Genomic DNA, 17338 nt, shown 5'->3' with positions numbered 1-17338 from the left:
ACCCGGGGTCGCTCAGCCCGCGCAGCGGGAAAGCGAAACGCCCTTGACGTTGACCTGGACAATCGTGCAGACCCGCGTCGCTGGTCGACCGCTCGTCATGCCGGTCTTACTTTATGGGGATACCTCAGTGATCGACCCCTACGTGATTTACACGATCATTCGTAGTGGCCGACCCTCTTTTTCGGTCGGCCAGCACAGCCGACTCCGACGAGAATTACATCCGCTCTACGGTTTCAATCCCCAGCGTATCCAGACCCTGCTTCAGGGTTTTCGCCGTTAACAGCGCCAGACGCAGACGGCTCTGCTTCGTGGCATCATCTTCGGCGGTCAGGATCGGGCAGTGTTCGTAGAAGCCTGAGAACAGACCGGCCAGATCGTACAGATACGCACACATCACATGCGGCATCCCGTCGCGCGCAACCTGAGTAATGGTCTCTTCAAACTGCAGCAGGCGAACGGCCAGTGCGGCTTCACGATCTTCAACGATGGCTGTCGCGCCCGTAATGCCATGCTCATCAATACCCGCTTTGCGGAAGACGGACAGCACACGCGTATAGGCATACTGCATATACGGTGCGGTGTTCCCTTCAAACGCCAGCATGTTGTCCCAGTCGAAGATGTAATCGGTGGTGCGGCTTTTCGACAGGTCAGCGTATTTGACTGCGCCGATACCGACAATGTTGGCCAGGGCTTTCAGCTCATCGGCAGGCATATCCGGGTTCTTACCGGCAACCAGCGCCGTCGCACGCTCAATGGCTTCATCCAGCAGGTCAGACAGTTTGATGGTACCACCGGCACGGGTTTTAAACGGTTTACCGTCTTTACCCAGCATCATGCCGAACATGTGGTGTTCCAGTGGCAGAGATTCTGGTACATAGCCCGCTTTGCGCACGATAGTCCAGGCCTGCATAAGGTGCTGATGCTGACGTGAATCGATGTAATACAGCACGCGGTCTGCTTTCAGCGTCTCGTAGCGATATTTCGCACAGGCGATATCCGTTGTGGTGTAAAGGTAGCCGCCATCCTTTTTCTGGATGATCACGCCCATCGGTTCGCCTTCCTTGTTTTTATACTCATCAAGGAACACAACGGTGGCACCTTCGCTCTCTACTGCCAGACCTTTAGCTTTCAGGTCAGCAACGATGCCCGGCAGCATATCGTTATACAGGCTTTCACCCATCACATCGTTACGCGTCAGGGTGACGTTCATGCGATCATAAATCAGCTGGTTCTGTGACATGGTGATGTCGACCAGTCGCTTCCACATCTTACGGCAGTATTCGTCGCCGCCTTGCAGCTTCACGACATAGCCGCGTGCGCGCTCGGCAAATGCCGGGTCTTCGTCGTAGGTGCGTTTGGCTTCACGGTAGAAGACTTCCAGGTCTGCCAGTGCGATCTCTTCATGGTTCTCGTTCTGCTGCTTCTCAAGGAAGGCGATCAGCATACCGAACTGGGTGCCCCAGTCGCCGACGTGGTTGGCACGAATGACGTGATGGCCGAGGAACTCCAGGGTACGCACTGCCGCATCACCGATGATGGTGGAGCGCACGTGACCCACGTGCATCTCTTTCGCCACGTTCGGGGCAGAGTAGTCAATCACCACGGTCTGCGGCTCGACGGCAGCGACGCCCAGTTTAGGGGCGGCCAGCACGCTGTCGATCTGCGCGGATAACCACTCAGGTGCCAGGAAGATATTGATAAAGCCCGGCCCGGCGATCTCAATTTTTTTGGCAATGCCCGTGAGATCCAGCTGCTCCAGCACTTTTTCGGCCAGTTGTCGTGGCGGCATACCCAGGCTTTTTGCCACGGCCATCATGCCGTTGGCCTGATAATCACCAAACTGCACTTTTGCCGACTGACGCACCTGAGGCTCGCAATCTGCGGGCGCACCCACTGCGATCATCGCCTGACTGACTTTTTCTGAGAGAAGGGCCTGAATATTCACCGAGTTACCTTAATTTTTTTAAAACCCACACGCAGGGGTGCGGGCCATTGTCTCGACGCCGCCGCATTCCGGGGAGATTCACCCGTGGTGGCAGCAGCGCCTAAAAAAGAAGGGAAAAAGTATACTGCATTTGGGAGCAAGTTATCCAGGAACCTGCGCCCCTGGATAACTTGTGTTTTGCGCGCGGGAAAACAGTGCTGTGAGGCTGTCTTCCACGGAAAGTCAGATTAGCGGCGACGCTGTGGTCGGTGAGGGCTTGCCACCGTCGTTTTACCGTTTCGTACCTTCCAGTGGCGTACAATCGCCAATCCCATCATCGCGATCAGCACGGCGACAAGTATTAACATAAGCATTCAGCTTTTCCTTGTGTTGATGGTCGGGACAAATCTATAAGAAAGCAGAATAGCCTACAATGCACCCCCTCCGATTTAGGAATTGTCGCATTGTATAAATTTAACTAAACTAAAACATAACGTTAAAGGCCATTTTCTAAAAAAATGACTGGTACTGAACCACCTGAAACTGGATGGAGTGCTTTCTAAGCGGTCAATTTATATGAATAATTCTGCTGAAATGGTAAATTTCCATTCGATTATCTGGCCTGTAAAATCATACGCGTTAAGCTGTATTGATAAGTGAAATTACTGAGAATGAAGGGTTTTGAGATGTTATCCATAAACAAAGCAGAAGAATTAAGCGATTTGGCTAATGATTTACCGCGTTTTTTACAATCCCTTAACCATCTGGCACAACGATTAGGTCTTGATCTTGATGTTCTGGAGGTTGACCACATTGCGGTCAGATGTCACCAGAACACCACCGCAGCGCGTTGGAAACAGGGATTTCTGCGCTGCGGTTCGCTGTTTTCGGAAAAAGAGATTGCCGGACGTCCTGTCGCGCTGTTTGAGTTGGCCGCACCGCTGGAAGTGGGACCGTGGAAGATTAGTGTGGTTGAGTTACCCTGGCCGGGACAGCGACGCTATCGCCATGAAGGCTGGGAACACGTAGAAGTGGTTTTGCGCGGCGATGAAGAGACGTTGGGCGCACGTGCGCTGGCACTGATGGGCGACGAAGGTCTGACACAGCAGGGGATTTCAATTAAAAGCAGTGCGCCAAAAGGTGACGGAGAACGTTTGCCGAACCCGACGCTGGCGGTAAGTGACGGGCAGGTGACCATCAAGTTCCATCCGTGGAGCCTGAAAGAGATCGTCGCCAGTGAAGTGGGCAGTTAACGCTAGCGGCCGATAGCCAGCGCCAGCGTCATGCGACGCAGGGCTTCGTCTAACATCGCACGCTGGCAGCCAAAATTAAAACGGACAAACTTATCGTCACCGAAGTCACGTCCCGGTGAGAATCCCAGCCCGTGCTTTTCAAAGAACAGCGCCGGGCTGGCGACCTTCAGATTACTGGCATCTATCCAGGCCAGATAGCTGCCCTCGGGTGCCACCATGCTCAGGCCCGGTAGCGCATTCACGTGCTGCGTCAGCACGTCACGGTTGGCGCGCAGATACGCCACCTGTGCATCCAGCCAGGGTTGGCCATCCTGCCAGGCCGCCGTCGCGGCAACATAAGACAGGACATCGACATCCGGCACCATCCCTTTGCGCTCCCGGTTAAAACGCTCACGCAGTTCGCGGTTAGGAATGATGGCCAGAGACGCCCCCAGGCCGGCAATGTTGAAGCTTTTCGACGGAGACAGCAGGGTAATGGATCGCTGGGCGGCGTCTTCGCTCAGGCTGGCAAACGGGATATGTTTAACACCCGGTTCCAGCAGCAGATCGCAGTGAATTTCATCAGAACACACCACCAGGTCGTGGCGCTGGGCAAAGCGCAGCTGCGCCTCCAGTTCCTCGCGGCGATAGACGGTGCCACCCGGGTTTTGTGGGTTACACAGTAGCAGCAGTTTTTCGTTGCCTTTGAGTTCAGGCTCAAGGGCGTCCAGATCCAGCACCCAGCGCTGGTCATGCAGCTGTAACGGGGCGCTGACCTGCGTGCGTGCCGCCAGTTTTGCCGCCAGGCGGAAAGGGGGATAAATCGGTATCGGCGCAATGGTGCCCTGATGCGCCTCGGTAAAGGCGCGCACACACAGATTAAGCCCGGTGACGACACCGGGTAAAAACACCAGCCATTCTGGTTGGATTTGCCAGCCGAAACGTGTGTTCATGCGCTCGATGACAACATCAATAAAGGCCTGAGGCGTAACACCATAACCGAAGATGCCGTGCGAGACTCGGGTCTGTAATGCCTCAGTAATACAATCAGCTACGCGAAAATCGGTGTCTGCGATCCACAACGGAAGGATATCCCGATCACCATATTTTTGCCATTTCAGGCTATCGCTGTGACGGCGGTCTATCCGTTGGTCAAAATTGAATGCCATGCTGATGATTCCCGTTAAGATAAATACCAGTAATGTCGATCAGACTAATCATCGGCACGAGAATAAACAACCAGACAGCAGTGATAACCGGAGGATGGGATGCGAAAACTGGAAATATGCTGCTACGGAGTGGAATGTGCCGTGACGGCAGAACGAGCGGGAGCCGATCGCGTGGAGTTGTGCGCTGCGCCAGCAGAAGGGGGGTTAACACCATCGGCAGGGACATTGATGTCAGCTCGTCGTCGCGTCGCGATCCCGGTTCATCCGATTGTGCGCCCCCGTGGAGGGGACTTTTGTTACAGCGATGTTGAATTTGAGCAGATGAAGTCTGACATTGCGTTTATCCGGGAACAGGGTTTTCCGGGGCTGGTGGTAGGGTTGCTGGATGTGGACGGGCATATTGATTTGCCGCGCATGCAGCAAATCATGCAGCTGTGTCAGGGCATGGAAGTGACTTTTCATCGCGCCTTCGATTTGTGCCACAGCCCGCAAATGGCACTTAAGCAGCTCACCGATTTAGGTGTGGCACGCATTCTCACTTCCGGGCAGCAGCAGAGCGCGGAAAGTGGTTTACCCCTGTTAAGGGAACTTACCCGTATGGCGAAAGGTCTAACAGTAATGGCAGGCGCGGGTGTGCGTCTGAGTAATGTGCAAAAGTTTATCGATGCTGGCCTGCTTGAGCTGCACAGCTCCGCCAGTCAGCGTATCGCCTCACCGATGCGCTACCGTAAAGCCGGTGTTTCGATGTGTTCTGACGCTGAAAATGACGAGTTTACCCGCACTTGTGTTGATGGTGATGTGGTGGCCGCGATGAAAAGCGTGATGTCGATTGGCGTGCCGCTCAACGTAGCCTAGAGTGGTTGCCGCCAGGCGGCAACCTACCGATTTTGCCGCGCAGCACGCCGTTCCCTGACGTGATGCTTGCAAGTACCAGACCCCAGCGCCTTTTGTTGGGGTTTTTTTTGTTCCGGCACGGGTTTGTAATGCGTGGTGTACCAAAAAAATTCTACACTGAGTCATCTCCTTATTCTGTCATAAGAGCTGTGATGAAGATTCCGTTTACGGGTAGTACGCTGGTGATGACGCTGGCCCTTTTTCTTGCTCCGGCTGCGCAGGCGGCAACGGGTTGCGGGCCAGGCTTTCAGCAGGTGGAAAGCAATAACAGCATTGTGATGCTGGGGGGAATGGCCAGAGGAGCGGTTAAACAGGTTGTCCTCGGCGAATTTGGTAAGGATGTTAACCAGCAAAAACGCTTGATTGGCGAGTTTGACCGCTGCGGAATGTTGCAACGTGCCGATTTGCGCTTTGATAAACAGGAAGGCAAACTCCAGATTTCACTGGTGCAGAATATTGAGCATGTCAGCGATGGCTGGCTTTCAAGCTATGAAATGACCGTGGCTGAATTACGTAACGGCCAGCCGGTGGTGATCAATGACAAACGCGGCACCACCCATTACCGGGCCGGGAGTCGCGGTAATATTATCAGCTCAACGGAGACCTTTGTCCTCAATGGTGAAAAAGGCTTCACGGAAACCACCCACCACTTTGACCGCCAGTCGCGGCTGATTCGCAGCGTTGCGCGGGGATCGGACAGTAACAGTAACGGGGAATTCATCTACCGCTGGAATCAAAAGAACCTGCTGGTGGCCTCAGAGTCTGAACGAGAAAAAATGACGCTGGATTACGACAAGGATCAGCGTGAGTTACGCCTGAACAGCCGCTCGGATACCGCCATGAGCAGCATGACAACGCTGGAGGAGTGTCAGTTGTGGGATGAGCAGGGAAACTGCACGTTGAGTTATACGCGTGAAATGGAAGTGTTTCCCACCGGGATTATCCGGCGCAATATTACGGCTGCTTACCGCTACGAATATTGGGAATAAACAGCGGCAGAAAGGAAAAGGCCGATCGCCAGGATCGGCCTTAAGCGCAAAACGGTTATTTCACTGACTGACTAAAGGCATCGACGGCCAGAATGGCGTTCGCCACATCCTCAGCGCTCAGGCCCGGATTCAGGTTTTTCAACGTGTCCCCTTCGTTATTGGCCAGTGCGCCGATTTTAACCAGATCTTCCCAACTCACCTTATCCAGATGCAACTCTTTCAGCGTGGTCGGCATTTTGATCGCGCGGTAGAAGCGCACGTAGCGGGCGATCTCATCATCAGGGCGCTGCTCAAGTACCATCTGGGCCAGGGTGCCGTAAGCCACTTTCTCGCCGTGCGTCAGATGGTGAATATCGCCATCAATCGCGGTAAAACCATTGTGGATCGCGTGGGCACCGGCCAGCCCGGCGTTTTCGAAACCCAGCCCTGAAAGCAGCGTGTTGGCTTCCACCACGGCTTCCACCGCTGGCGTCACCAGCTGCTTTTCCACGGCCTGATAGGCACTTAAGCCCCAGGTGAGAAGCGTTTTCTCACAGGCTTCGGCAATCGCCATCCCGGCAATCGTCGGGTCACCATTAACCATTGATTTGCTGTGCGAACGTTTAACCGCCTGCGCTTCAACATAGGTTGCCAGACCGTCCGCAATGCCGGAGGCGAACAGACGCACCGGCGCACGCACGCAGACCTGCGTATCGACCAGCACCAGATCCGGGTTTTTACTGTAGAAACGGTAGCTTTCGAACACGCCGCTATCAGAGTAGATCACTGACAGCGCGCTACAGGGGGCATCGGTAGAGGCGATAGTGGGTACAACGGCAACGGGTTGTTTCAGTTCATCAGCCACCGCTTTCACGGTATCGAGGGTTTTACCGCCGCCGAGGCCGACCACGATACTGGTACCGTTGGCTTGCGCCAGTTTTGCCAGACGGGTGATCTCATTGCTGGAGGCTTCACCGTTAAACTCTTCGTAGTGGAATTCGACTTTGCTCGCGATCAGGGAGGCTTGCACTTCTTTGCCAATCAGCCCCCAGACAATCCGATCAGCAACGAGGAACGCATTGCTGCCCAGTTCGGCCAGATGTTCGCCCAGGTGGGCTAACTGACCCGCGCCCTGAATGTATTTCCGTGGTGATGAAAAAACAAATTTACTCATACCAGATACTCCTTTCAGGTGAATTTAACGCACAACGCATTCAACACTAACCCTAAAGTATTAAGCTATTTGAGCAAAAAGAGTGTTTTAAAAAGAATTATCATTCTCAATGACAGAGATCAGGTTTTTATTCCGCTGGTCAGGGGAAGAAAGGCGCAGGGGAAGAACAGGAGAAATGCAGGGCCAGCCCTATGCGGCCAGCCCTGTAAGGCTTATGGCTTGGTCGCCACCAGCACGGCACGCAGTGGGGCAGGGTAACCTTCGACGGTTTTCGTGGGGTCATTCGGGTCGAGGAACTCGGCCAGGGATTCGCTGGTCATCCAGCTGGTGCGGTGCTGTTCATCCGTGCTGGTCACCGAGTAATCAGCAATACGCACGTCAACAAATCCACACTTCTCCAGCCAGTTTTTCAGCGCCCCGGTTGACGGGATAAAGTAGACGTTGCGCATCTGCGCATAACGTTCACCCGGCACCAGCACCTGCAGGTCATCACCTTCCACCACCAGGGTTTCCAGCACCAGCTCGCCGCCGCTGACCAGTTGGTTTTTCAACTGGAAAAGGTGGTCGAGCGGGGAGCGGCGGTGATACAGCACCCCCATGGAAAATACCGTGTCGAAGGCCTTCAGCTCGGGAAGTTGCTCAATACCCAGCGGCAGCAGGTGCGCGCGCTGATCGTTACCCAGCAGTTTACGCACCGCTTCGAACTGGCAAAGGAACAGCTGCATCGGGTCGATGCCGACCACGAGATGGGCACCGGCACCCAGCATACGCCACATGTGATAGCCGCTGCCGCAACCGACATCCAGCACCGTACGCCCGGCCAGAGAGGAGATATGCGGCAGCACCCGCTCCCACTTCCAGTCAGAGCGCCATTCCGTATCGATATTGACGCCGTACAGTGAGAACGGCCCTTTACGCCACGGCATCAGATTACGCAGCAGCTTTTCAATGCCATCACGCTGGCGCGCGGAAAGATGGCTGCTGTCTGCGGTAACGCTGTGCAGTAAATCCAGCGTTTCCGGGGTCAGTGCGGGCAGGTATTCAACGGAACGGTCCCAGTTTTTAAAGTGACCGTGCAGTGACTCGCGTTGCCAGGTTGCGATCTGTGCAGGCAGGGTTTCCAGCCAGTGAGAAAGGGGACCTTTGGCAATAAGTTGATAAAAATTTCCGAAATCCATCAGGGATGACCTGCTTTTAAGGCCACCAGAGAGCCAAAGTTAAAACACTGGAACCACAGCTCTGCATGCTGGAAACCGGCATTGTGCAGACGCTGTTTGTGAGTTTCCACGCTGTCGGTCAGCATGACATTTTCCAGCATGCTGCGCTTCTGGCTGATCTCCAGTTCGCTGTAGCCGTTCGCACGTTTAAAGTCGTGATGCATGTTGAACAGCAGTTCACCGACGTCTGAATCAGCAAAGCTGAATTTTTCAGACAGCACCAGTGCGCCGCCGGGTTTCAGACCCTGATATATGGTATTCAGCAACTGCTGACGCTCTTCCGGGGCCAGAAACTGTAACGTGAAGTTCAGTACCACCAGGGAGGCATTCTCAATCGGGATCTGGCGGATATCCGCTTCAATCACCTCGACCGGCGTCTCGGCACGGAAGGCATCAATGTGGCGGCGGCAGCGCTCAACCATCGCGGGAGAGTTATCAACGGCAATAATGTTGCAGCCAGCGGCGGTAATATTACGGCGCACCGACAGCGTGGCCGCACCCAGCGAACAGCCGAGATCGTAGACCCGGGAGTCGGGCTGGACAAAGCGCTCGGCTAACATGCCAATCATGGAAATGATGTTGGAATAGCCGGGCACAGAACGCTGAATCATGTCGGGGAAGACTTCAGCCACGCGCTCATCAAACGTCCAGTCGCCCAGCTTGGCAATTGGCGCGGAGAACAGCGTATCGCGGTTAGACATAGTGGTAAGTCCGGGGAAGCTAACGGAAAGGGCATATTCTGGCAGAAAGCGCGGCGGGCTGCACCTTTTCTGCCAGCAGAACGGTCAGGACGTGCCGAGAACGAGGTCCCAGGGCAGGAACAGCAGATTGACCACGACCATGCCGAACAGCGCCAGCAGCGTCAGGATCATGCCGTTACGGCGCCACAGCACGGTGCGGCTGCGTAAACCATACGCATGCATCAGACGGCCGAAGAAGAAAAACAGCCCGAGCAGATGCAGCATCCAGATATCGGCCCCGTTCATCTCCATCATCACCAACAGAAAGAGCGCGATGGGGATATTTTCGACCGCATTGCCGTGAATACGAATGGCCAGCTGTAAATCAGACACGCCACCATCACCGATCGAGACCCGGTACTGACGACGCAAACGCACCACGTCGAGTAAAAACTTAAGGATAAAAAGCGTACCAAGTACCACGTAAAGCGCACTGACCATGACTCACTCCATGATGTAAGAATTATCTTATCTAACAGGTTACCGAACAATACTGGCACTGTCGCCTGCCAGCAGCATGAATCGGTTTAGAATAACGTCTCCTGCTGTGGCCATTCAGGCACATCGCCGATGGCGGGAAGTGCCTGCTGTAATGCGGGCCAGAGAGCGCGTACCAAATCAGGCGCAAAACCGACATCCGGGGTATGGATAAACAGCCACGGCTGGGCGGTTTCACACCACTGCGGCAGCCGCTCACGCCAGGCGTTGAACCAGCGCAGGTTAGCCTCCACGTCGTCGCCGCCGATGAAACGGATCATTGGGGCATCTGCGGTCATAACCGCATGGACCGGGAGTTTAGGTTTCTTACGTTGCGCATCGATGATCGCTGCCGTTGAGGGCTGCGCACTGTGTACGCCACGGGTATCGAGGATCACCCGGTTGACGCGGCGCTGATGCAGCCCGCGATTCAGCGCCTGCTCGGCTTCACCCTTGGCAAAAAACGCAGGATGCCGCACTTCCACGCCGTAGCGAAATTCAGTGGGCAGGCTATCGAGAAACTGCCAGAGCGCGGGCAGGTCAGCAGGCGAAAAGGCGGAGGGCAGCTGTAACCAGAACTGCCCGATGCGATCGGCCAGCGGAGAGAGCAGATCGAAAAATTCCGCACTGAGATCGCCGCACTGGCGCAGCGCGGCCTGGTGGCTGATGGTGGCCGGGAATTTAAAACAGAAGCGGAAATCATCGTGCGTCATCGCCCGCCAGCGCTGCACCACTTCCGGGCGCGGCAACGCATACAGCGTGGTATTGCCTTCGACACAGTTAAAGTGACGGGCATAATCTTCCAGGGTGGTCATCCCCAGTTTTTTCCATTGCGGGTGCTGCCACTGTGGCAGGCCAAGGTACAACGGCTTCATCGTTTATCCACATTCAGTCAGTTGCGGGCGACTTTACCGTGTGGAGATGGGGGAGTGCAAGGCAGGGAGTGGGGAGAGACCGGTTCCCTCCGGTCATGCGCGGATTATGACAGCGCGGCGATGATTTCAGCGGACTGACGAACGCGGGCAATACGCGGGAAGATCCACTCGACGCTGGCCTGATGCTGTTCGGCGCTGGCGGTGCTACAGATATCTTCGGCAATCACCAGATTGAAACCCAGCTCCCAGGCGTTACGTGCGGTGGACTCAACGCCAATGTTGGTGGCAATGCCGCCCAGTACGATGGTGTCAATGCCGCGACGGCGCAGTTGCAGCTCCAGATCGGTGCCGTGGAATGCGCCCCACTGGCGTTTGGTGACGTGCAGATCGCTCTCCTGAACGCCCAGCGCTTCGGGGTAAACCCACCAGTTATCCGGCAGTGCGCCTCCGGCATGGGCAGCGTCAACCGGCTGTTTTGGTGCATCGGCAAAATCCGCTGACCAGCCTACGCGCACCAGCACCACCGGGGCGTTGTGCGCACGAAACTGGTCGGCCAGTTTCGCGGCGCGAGCCACGACGTCGCTGGCAGCGTGCGGTGCTTGGCCAAACGGCATAATGCCTTCCTGTAAGTCGATCAGCACCAGGGCGGTGGTCTGGGGATTGAAGTTGAGCATGCGTTTCTCCGGGATAAGGGGGAAAACCAGCGAGAATACAAAGGAACGGGTTCAGGACGCGACGAAAATAATGTGGGTAAAGCGCTGTGATTTGTTAGCGGTTATGTCGTGGTGATGATGTTTTGTTAACCACAGCGCCTGGCGGCAGCACATCGCAGCGTTTTTCTGCCACTTTCCCCTGATGACAGCTCTTATCCTGTGAGCCATTTTCCATTATAATGACAGCCATTTTTCGCGGCAGCAGCGCTCCTCAGAGCAGGATAGTGACCATAAAGCTGCGCCAGCAGCGCTGAAGTTAAAAGGATATCGTTATGCGTACTGAGTATTGTGGACAGATCAATCTGTCTCATGTAGGCCAGCAAGTGACACTGTGCGGTTGGGTTAATCGCCGTCGCGATCTGGGCAGCCTGATCTTTATTGATATGCGTGACCGTGAAGGCATCGTGCAGGTGTTCTTCGACCCGGACCGTCAGGCGGCTTTCCAGCTGGCGTCTGAACTGCGTAACGAGTTCTGCATCCAGATCACCGGCACCGTGCGTCCGCGTGATGAGAAGAACAAAAACAAAGATATGGCCACCGGTGAGGTCGAAGTGTTCGCCACCGATCTGACCATCATCAACCGCTCAGAGCCGCTGCCGTTAGACTCCAATATGGCGAACAGCGAAGAAGCGCGTCTGAAGTATCGCTACCTTGACCTGCGTCGCCCGGATATGGCAAACCGCCTGAAAGCCCGTGCGAAAATCACCAGCTTTGTGCGCCGCTTTATGGATGAGCACGGTTTCCTCGATATCGAAACCCCGATGCTGACCAAAGCCACGCCGGAAGGTGCCCGTGACTATCTGGTGCCAAGCCGCGTTCACAAAGGCAAATTCTACGCCTTGCCACAGTCGCCGCAGCTGTTCAAACAGCTGCTGATGATGTCCGGTTTCGACCGTTACTATCAGATTGTTAAATGCTTCCGTGACGAAGATCTGCGTGCTGACCGTCAGCCAGAATTTACCCAGATCGACGTAGAAACCTCGTTCATGACCGCCGCTCAGGTGCGTGAAATCATGGAACGTCTGGTGCGCAATCTGTGGGTTGACGTGAAGTCTGTTGAACTGGGCGACTTCCCGACCATGACCTTCGCCGAAGCGATGCGTCGTTTTGGTTCTGATAAGCCAGACCTGCGTAACCCAATGGAGCTGGTGGACGTCGCGGACCTGCTGAAAAACATTGAGTTCAGCGTCTTCGCTGGCCCGGCTAACGATGCCAAAGGCCGCGTTGCGACACTGCGTGTGCCGGGTGGCGCTACGCTGAGCCGTAAGCAGATTGACGACTACGGCAAATTTATCGAAATCTACGGCGCGAAGGGCCTGGCGTACATCAAGGTCAACGAGCGTGCTAAAGGTCTGGAAGGGATCACCAGCCCGGTAGCGAAATTCCTTAATGCAGACATTGTTGAAGAGATTCTGGCGCGTAACGGCGCGGCCGATGGCGATATGATCTTCTTCGGTGCAGGCAGCGCGAAAGTGGTGGCCGATGCACTGGGCGCACTGCGTCTGAAACTGGGTCGTGACCTGAAAATCACCGACGAGGCCGCCTGGGCGCCGCTGTGGGTGGTGGACTTCCCGATGTTTGAAGAAGATGGCGAAGGCGGCCTGACCGCGATGCACCATCCGTTCACCGCGCCGAAAGAGATGACGCCGGAAGAACTGAAAAACGCGCCGGAAACCGCGATTGCTAACGCCTACGATATGGTCATCAATGGCTATGAAGTGGGGGGAGGGTCGGTCCGTATTCATAGTGGTCAGATGCAGCAGACGGTGTTCGGCATTCTGGGTATTGAAGAGCACGAACAGCGTGAGAAGTTTGGCTTCCTGCTGGACGCGCTGAAATACGGTACGCCACCGCACGCGGGTCTGGCCTTTGGTCTTGATCGCCTGGTGATGCTGCTGACCGGCACGGACAACATTCGTGACGTGATTGCCTTCCCGAAAACCACCGCAGCGGCCTGTCTGATGACCGAAGCGCCAAACTTTGCTAACCCGGCCTCCCTGGCCGAGCTGGGCATTGAAGTGGTCAAGAAAGTGAAAGATCAGCCGTCAGAGAATAACTGATGGCGTATAAGCATCCGGTGTCGGTTCTGGTGGTGATTTATGCCCAGGATACCCGGCGGGTGCTGATGTTGCAGCGACGCGATGATGTGGATTTCTGGCAGTCGGTCACCGGCAGCCAGGAGCCGGGCGAAAGCCTGGCTCAGACCGCGCAACGGGAAGTGATGGAAGAGATTGGCATTGATATAAACGCCGGGCAGCTCACATTAGTGGACTGCCAGCGTCATATAGAATTCGAAATCTTTACGCACTTTCTTCATCGCTACGCGCCGGGCACCACCCATAACCGGGAACACTGGTTCAGCCTTGCGCTTCCTGCGGAGTGCAGCATCACATTGAGTGAGCATCTCGCCAGCCAATGGCTGGATGCCCCGGCCGCCGCCGCACTCACCAAGTCCTGGAGTAACCGCCAGGCAATTGAAGAATTCGTACTGTAATTTTGTTTTATCTTATCTTTTGAACTTAGCCAAACGTTCAGGCGTTATCGGCGCAGTGAGTTTGTTCACCGCCAGCGCAGAGGAAGCGGAGCGTACTGCTGTACGTGAGCATTCCGAGCACTGCCGGGGGACAAAATCACCAGCAAGATAGCCTGTTCGGTGCCAATTTGGAGAATCAGAGTAAATGGCGGGACATAGTAAATGGGCGAACACCAAGCACCGCAAGGCTGCTCAGGATTCCAAACGCGGTAAAATCTTCACCAAAATCATTCGTGAGCTGGTGACCGCTGCCAAACTGGGCGGCGGTGATGCCAACTCCAACCCGCGTCTGCGCGCGGCGATGGACAAGGCGCTGTCAAACAACATGACCCGTGACACCATGAACCGTGCTATTGCACGCGGCGTGGGCGGGGATGATGACAGCAATATGGAAACCATCATTTATGAAGGTTACGGCCCAGGCGGCACTGCCGTGATGGTTGAGTGCCTGAGTGACAACCGTAACCGTACCGTGTCTGAAGTGCGTCATGCCTTCACCAAAACCGGCGGCAACCTTGGAACCGACGGCTCTGTGGCCTACCTGTTCACCAAAAAAGGGGTGATCACCTTTGCGCCAGGCCTGGAAGAAGACCAGGTGATGGACGCGGCACTGGAAGCCGGTGCTGACGATGTGATGACCTGGGACGATGGCACCATCGACGTGTTCACCGCATGGGAAAACCTCGGTGCCGTCAAAGACGCGCTGGAAGCGGCTGGCCTGAAGGCAGAAAGTGCCGAAGTCACCATGATCCCATCGACCAAGGCCGATATGGATGTGGAAACCGCACCAAAACTGCTGCGCCTGATCGATATGCTGGAAGACTGCGACGACGTGCAGGAGGTTTACCATAACGGTGAAATTTCTGACGAGGTGGCGGAAACCCTGTGACACTCCGTCCATCACATCGGGTGAGCGCGTAATGGCTATTATTTTGGGGATCGACCCCGGTTCGCGCATCACCGGTTACGGTGTGATCCGGCAGGTGGGGCGGCAGTTAACCTATCTGGGTAGCGGGTGTATCCGCACCAGTGTGGCTGACCTGCCGTCGCGCCTGAAGCTGATTTATGCGGGTGTCAGCGAAATTATTACCCAGTTCCAGCCCGAGTTTTTCGCCATTGAGCAGGTCTTTATGGCGAAGAACGCCGACTCCGCCCTGAAACTGGGCCAGGCGCGCGGCGCGGCCATTGTTGCCGCCGTGAACCAGGACCTGCCGGTGTTTGAGTATGCGGCGCGGCAGGTGAAGCAGACCGTGGTGGGCATCGGTAGTGCAGAGAAAAGCCAGGTACAGCATATGGTGCGTACCTTGCTCAAATTGCCTGCTAACCCGCAGGCGGATGCCGCCGATGCGCTGGCGATTGCCATCACGCATTGTCACCTGAGCCAGAACGTTAATCGTATCGGTGAAGGTAAGCTGAGCCTCGCGCGTGGGCGTCTGAGTTAATGGCAACTGACCCGTTAATCTAAACAGGCTGGATATTCATCCAGCCTTTTTTATGCTATAAACTCCCCCTCTAATTGTTATCAGAAGGAAGCGAATGTGATAGGTCGTCTGAGAGGCATTATCCTGGAAAAACAGCCGCCCGTGGTGTTACTGGAAGCCAGCGGCGTGGGTTATGAGGTGCAAATGCCAATGACCTGTTTTTATGAGCTTCCCGACATCAACCACGAAGCGATTATCTTTACTCACTTTGTGGTGCGTGAAGATGCACAGCTGCTGTTTGGTTTTAACAGTAAGCCGGAGCGGGCGCTGTTCCGTGAGCTGATAAAAGTGAACGGCATCGGGCCTAAGCTGGCACTGGCTATTCTGTCCGGTATGTCCGCGCAGCAGTTCGTTACCGCCGTTGAACGTGAAGAGATTGCTGTGCTGGTGAAACTGCCGGGCGTGGGTAAGAAAACGGCCGAGCGTTTAGTGGTGGAAATGAAAGACCGCTTCAAAGGGATGCACGGCGATCTGTTTGCGACCGATGCTCCGTTTGCACTGACCAGCGAAATGCCAGCAGAAGCCGCCAACGATGCCGAAAGCGAAGCCGTTTCTGCGCTGGTGGCGCTGGGGTATAAACCTCAGGAAGCCAGTCGTATGGTCAGCAAAGTAGGCAAGCCGAACGCCGACTGCGAAACATTGATTCGCGAAGCCCTGCGCGCCGCCATTTGATTTGAGGTAGAGCATGATTGAAGCCGACCGCCTGGTCTCCGCCGGGGTCATCACCGAAGAAGAAGTTATCGACCGCGCTATCCGCCCGAAAATGCTGGCAGAGTACGTGGGTCAGCCGGTGGTGCGTGAACAGATGGAAATCTTCATCGAAGCCGCGAAGAATCGCGGTGATGCGCTCGACCATTTGCTGATCTTTGGCCCGCCGGGCCTGGGAAAAACCACGCTGGCCAATATTGTGGCCAACGAGATGGGCGTTAACCTGCGCACCACTTCCGGCCCGGTGCTGGAAAAAGCCGGCGATCTGGCGGCGATGCTGACCAACCTTGAACCTCACGACGTGCTGTTTATCGATGAGATACACCGACTGTCACCCGTGGTGGAAGAGGTACTGTATCCGGCGATGGAAGATTATCAGCTGGATATTATGATCGGTGAAGGCCCGGGCGCACGCTCGATTAAGCTCGACCTGCCGCCATTTACCCTGATTGGCGCCACGACGCGTGCCGGTTCACTGACGTCCCCGTTGCGTGACCGTTTCGGCATTGTGCAGCGTCTGGAGTTCTACCGGGTAGAGGATTTGCAGCACATTGTTGCCCGCAGTGCATCCTGCCTTGGCTTGCCATTGAGTGAGGATGGCGCGCTGGAAATCGCCCGCCGTGCGCGCGGTACGCCGCGTATCGCTAACCGACTGCTGCGCCGCGTGCGTGACTTTGCAGAGGTGCGTGCCAACGGGAGTATGAGCGGTGATGTGACATCCAAAGCGCTGGATATGCTGAGTGTCGATACCGAAGGTTTCGACTATATGGACCGCAAACTGCTGCTGGCGATTATCGATAAATTTATGGGTGGCCCGGTCGGGCTGGATAACCTGGCAGCGGCGATTGGCGAAGAGCGCGAAACCATTGAGGACGTGCTGGAGCCGTATCTGATCCAGCAGGGCTTTATTCAGCGCACCCCGCGTGGCCGAATGGCCACCCAGCATGCTTATAAGCATTTCGGCATCACCCGCGAAGAGCAGTAAGGTGCAAAACTTTTGCACGGGGCGACCGGAAAAAAAGGTCGCCCACTGAGGGATCCCCACAAATAGTGGCTGATATCCTGGCTTCAGGTCCGTGGCCAGTTTGAGTACGCCGGAACGGCAAAATCCGCATCCCTGCGGGCCTCGGCACGCGACGTCCTGTCGCGTGACGTCCGGCTTACCTCAATCTGGCCCCATCCCCGCAGAACGGTTGCTCGCTGTGAATTGTAAAACCCCGACAGCACTGCGAT

General features: G+C 55.6%; 18 protein-coding genes. 9 read left to right on the top strand and 9 right to left on the bottom strand.

Annotation, left to right across the window (positions count from 1 at the left end):
- Positions 1–214: 214 nt before the first annotated feature.
- The gene (gene argS / locus ACFL9S_RS23445) at positions 215–1945 is read right to left on the bottom strand and encodes an arginine--tRNA ligase (protein ID WP_405264275.1); all 1731 of its coding nucleotides are present in this window, start codon (positions 1943–1945) and stop codon (positions 215–217) included.
- A gap of 227 nt (positions 1946–2172) precedes the next feature.
- Positions 2173–2298, bottom strand: a complete 126-nt coding sequence (locus tag ACFL9S_RS23440; RefSeq protein WP_405264274.1) for a hypothetical protein — start codon at positions 2296–2298, stop codon at positions 2173–2175.
- 312 nt (positions 2299–2610) lie between these two features.
- Here ACFL9S_RS23440 and ACFL9S_RS23435 point away from each other — a divergent pair, with 312 nt between their 5' ends.
- Entirely contained in the window at positions 2611–3177 is a 567-nt protein-coding gene (locus tag ACFL9S_RS23435) for a VOC family protein (protein WP_405264273.1), read from the top strand.
- A gap of 2 nt (positions 3178–3179) precedes the next feature.
- On the opposite strand, the gene ACFL9S_RS23430 is transcribed toward ACFL9S_RS23435, so the two are convergent.
- Positions 3180–4325 (bottom strand): MalY/PatB family protein, encoded by a 1146-nt coding sequence (locus tag ACFL9S_RS23430; RefSeq protein ID WP_405264272.1) that lies wholly within the window; start codon positions 4323–4325, stop codon positions 3180–3182.
- A 99-nt stretch (positions 4326–4424) separates the two neighbouring features.
- On the opposite strand from ACFL9S_RS23430, the gene cutC reads away from it, so the two are divergent.
- Entirely contained in the window at positions 4425–5180 is a 756-nt protein-coding gene (cutC, locus tag ACFL9S_RS23425) for a copper homeostasis protein CutC (RefSeq protein WP_405264271.1), read from the top strand.
- Positions 5181–5371: 191 nt separating this feature from the next.
- Positions 5372–6208: a hypothetical protein gene (locus ACFL9S_RS23420; RefSeq protein ID WP_405264270.1), complete on the top strand. Its 837-nt coding sequence runs from the start codon at positions 5372–5374 to the stop codon at positions 6206–6208.
- Positions 6209–6263: 55 nt separating this feature from the next.
- Here the strand turns inward: ACFL9S_RS23420 and ACFL9S_RS23415 are convergent, their stop codons facing one another.
- From ACFL9S_RS23415 to ACFL9S_RS23390, 6 genes are all read right to left on the bottom strand, one after another.
- Positions 6264–7361, bottom strand: coding sequence for a glycerol dehydrogenase (locus ACFL9S_RS23415; protein WP_405264269.1), 1098 nt, complete (start codon positions 7359–7361; stop codon positions 6264–6266).
- Between the two features lie 212 nt (positions 7362–7573).
- Positions 7574–8542 carry a tRNA 5-methoxyuridine(34)/uridine 5-oxyacetic acid(34) synthase CmoB gene (gene cmoB / locus ACFL9S_RS23410; protein ID WP_405264276.1) on the bottom strand — a complete coding sequence of 323 codons (969 nt, stop codon included), beginning with the start codon at positions 8540–8542 and terminating at the stop codon, positions 7574–7576.
- A complete protein-coding gene (gene cmoA, locus ACFL9S_RS23405; protein ID WP_405264268.1) occupies positions 8539–9279 on the bottom strand; it encodes a carboxy-S-adenosyl-L-methionine synthase CmoA in 741 nt (246 codons plus the stop codon). Before cmoA ends, cmoB begins: the two co-directional genes overlap by 4 nt.
- Before the next feature lie 84 nt (positions 9280–9363).
- Positions 9364–9759, bottom strand: a complete 396-nt coding sequence (locus ACFL9S_RS23400; RefSeq protein ID WP_405264267.1) for an MAPEG family protein — start codon at positions 9757–9759, stop codon at positions 9364–9366.
- An 86-nt stretch (positions 9760–9845) separates the two neighbouring features.
- Complete coding sequence (locus ACFL9S_RS23395) at positions 9846–10670, bottom strand: DUF72 domain-containing protein (protein ID WP_405264266.1); 825 nt, start codon at positions 10668–10670, stop codon at positions 9846–9848.
- A gap of 104 nt (positions 10671–10774) precedes the next feature.
- Positions 10775–11344: a hydrolase gene (locus ACFL9S_RS23390; RefSeq protein WP_405264265.1), complete on the bottom strand. Its 570-nt coding sequence runs from the start codon at positions 11342–11344 to the stop codon at positions 10775–10777.
- A gap of 311 nt (positions 11345–11655) precedes the next feature.
- On the opposite strand from ACFL9S_RS23390, the gene aspS reads away from it, so the two are divergent.
- The 6 genes from aspS to ruvB all read left to right on the top strand — a co-directional run bounded on the left by aspS (position 11656) and on the right by ruvB (position 17090).
- The gene (aspS, locus tag ACFL9S_RS23385) at positions 11656–13443 is read left to right on the top strand and encodes an aspartate--tRNA ligase (RefSeq protein ID WP_405264264.1); all 1788 of its coding nucleotides are present in this window, start codon (positions 11656–11658) and stop codon (positions 13441–13443) included.
- Positions 13443–13877, top strand: coding sequence for a dihydroneopterin triphosphate diphosphatase (gene nudB / locus ACFL9S_RS23380; protein ID WP_405264263.1), 435 nt, complete (start codon positions 13443–13445; stop codon positions 13875–13877). The genes aspS and nudB overlap by 1 nt, the downstream gene beginning before the upstream one ends.
- A gap of 184 nt (positions 13878–14061) precedes the next feature.
- On the top strand, positions 14062–14805 hold the full coding sequence (locus tag ACFL9S_RS23375; RefSeq protein WP_405264262.1) for a YebC/PmpR family DNA-binding transcriptional regulator: 744 nt from the start codon (positions 14062–14064) through the stop codon (positions 14803–14805).
- 31 nt (positions 14806–14836) lie between these two features.
- Positions 14837–15358 carry a crossover junction endodeoxyribonuclease RuvC gene (gene ruvC, locus ACFL9S_RS23370; RefSeq protein WP_405264261.1) on the top strand — a complete coding sequence of 174 codons (522 nt, stop codon included), beginning with the start codon at positions 14837–14839 and terminating at the stop codon, positions 15356–15358.
- Between the two features lie 96 nt (positions 15359–15454).
- The gene (gene ruvA, locus ACFL9S_RS23365) at positions 15455–16069 is read left to right on the top strand and encodes a Holliday junction branch migration protein RuvA (protein WP_405264260.1); all 615 of its coding nucleotides are present in this window, start codon (positions 15455–15457) and stop codon (positions 16067–16069) included.
- Positions 16070–16082: 13 nt separating this feature from the next.
- Complete coding sequence (ruvB, locus tag ACFL9S_RS23360) at positions 16083–17090, top strand: Holliday junction branch migration DNA helicase RuvB (protein ID WP_405264259.1); 1008 nt, start codon at positions 16083–16085, stop codon at positions 17088–17090.
- The last annotated feature ends 248 nt before the right edge of the window (positions 17091–17338 follow it).

It is taken from the genome of Erwinia sp. AnSW2-5, assembly GCF_045107195.1.
Lineage (GTDB): Bacteria > Pseudomonadota > Gammaproteobacteria > Enterobacterales > Enterobacteriaceae > Erwinia.
This window is presented reverse-complemented; position numbering and strand designations above follow the sequence as displayed.

Excerpts from the sequence above, each read along its gene's own strand:
- ACFL9S_RS23415 (WP_405264269.1), bottom strand. The coding sequence starts at position 7,361 with ATGAGTAAATTTGTTTTTTCATCACCACGGAAATACATTCAGGGCGCG.
- ACFL9S_RS23400 (WP_405264267.1), bottom strand. The coding sequence starts at position 9,759 with ATGGTCAGTGCGCTTTACGTGGTACTTGGTACGCTTTTTATCCTTAAG.
- ACFL9S_RS23435 (WP_405264273.1), top strand. The coding sequence starts at position 2,611 with ATGTTATCCATAAACAAAGCAGAAGAATTAAGCGATTTGGCTAATGAT.
- ACFL9S_RS23440 (WP_405264274.1), bottom strand. The coding sequence starts at position 2,298 with ATGCTTATGTTAATACTTGTCGCCGTGCTGATCGCGATGATGGGATTG.
- ACFL9S_RS23375 (WP_405264262.1), top strand. The coding sequence starts at position 14,062 with ATGGCGGGACATAGTAAATGGGCGAACACCAAGCACCGCAAGGCTGCT.
- aspS (WP_405264264.1), top strand. The coding sequence starts at position 11,656 with ATGCGTACTGAGTATTGTGGACAGATCAATCTGTCTCATGTAGGCCAG.
- ruvB (WP_405264259.1), top strand. The coding sequence starts at position 16,083 with ATGATTGAAGCCGACCGCCTGGTCTCCGCCGGGGTCATCACCGAAGAA.
- cutC (WP_405264271.1), top strand. The coding sequence starts at position 4,425 with ATGCGAAAACTGGAAATATGCTGCTACGGAGTGGAATGTGCCGTGACG.
- ruvC (WP_405264261.1), top strand. The coding sequence starts at position 14,837 with ATGGCTATTATTTTGGGGATCGACCCCGGTTCGCGCATCACCGGTTAC.
- ACFL9S_RS23420 (WP_405264270.1), top strand. The coding sequence starts at position 5,372 with ATGAAGATTCCGTTTACGGGTAGTACGCTGGTGATGACGCTGGCCCTT.
- ACFL9S_RS23430 (WP_405264272.1), bottom strand. The coding sequence starts at position 4,325 with ATGGCATTCAATTTTGACCAACGGATAGACCGCCGTCACAGCGATAGC.
- cmoA (WP_405264268.1), bottom strand. The coding sequence starts at position 9,279 with ATGTCTAACCGCGATACGCTGTTCTCCGCGCCAATTGCCAAGCTGGGC.
- ACFL9S_RS23395 (WP_405264266.1), bottom strand. The coding sequence starts at position 10,670 with ATGAAGCCGTTGTACCTTGGCCTGCCACAGTGGCAGCACCCGCAATGG.
- ACFL9S_RS23390 (WP_405264265.1), bottom strand. The coding sequence starts at position 11,344 with ATGCTCAACTTCAATCCCCAGACCACCGCCCTGGTGCTGATCGACTTA.
- nudB (WP_405264263.1), top strand. The coding sequence starts at position 13,443 with ATGGCGTATAAGCATCCGGTGTCGGTTCTGGTGGTGATTTATGCCCAG.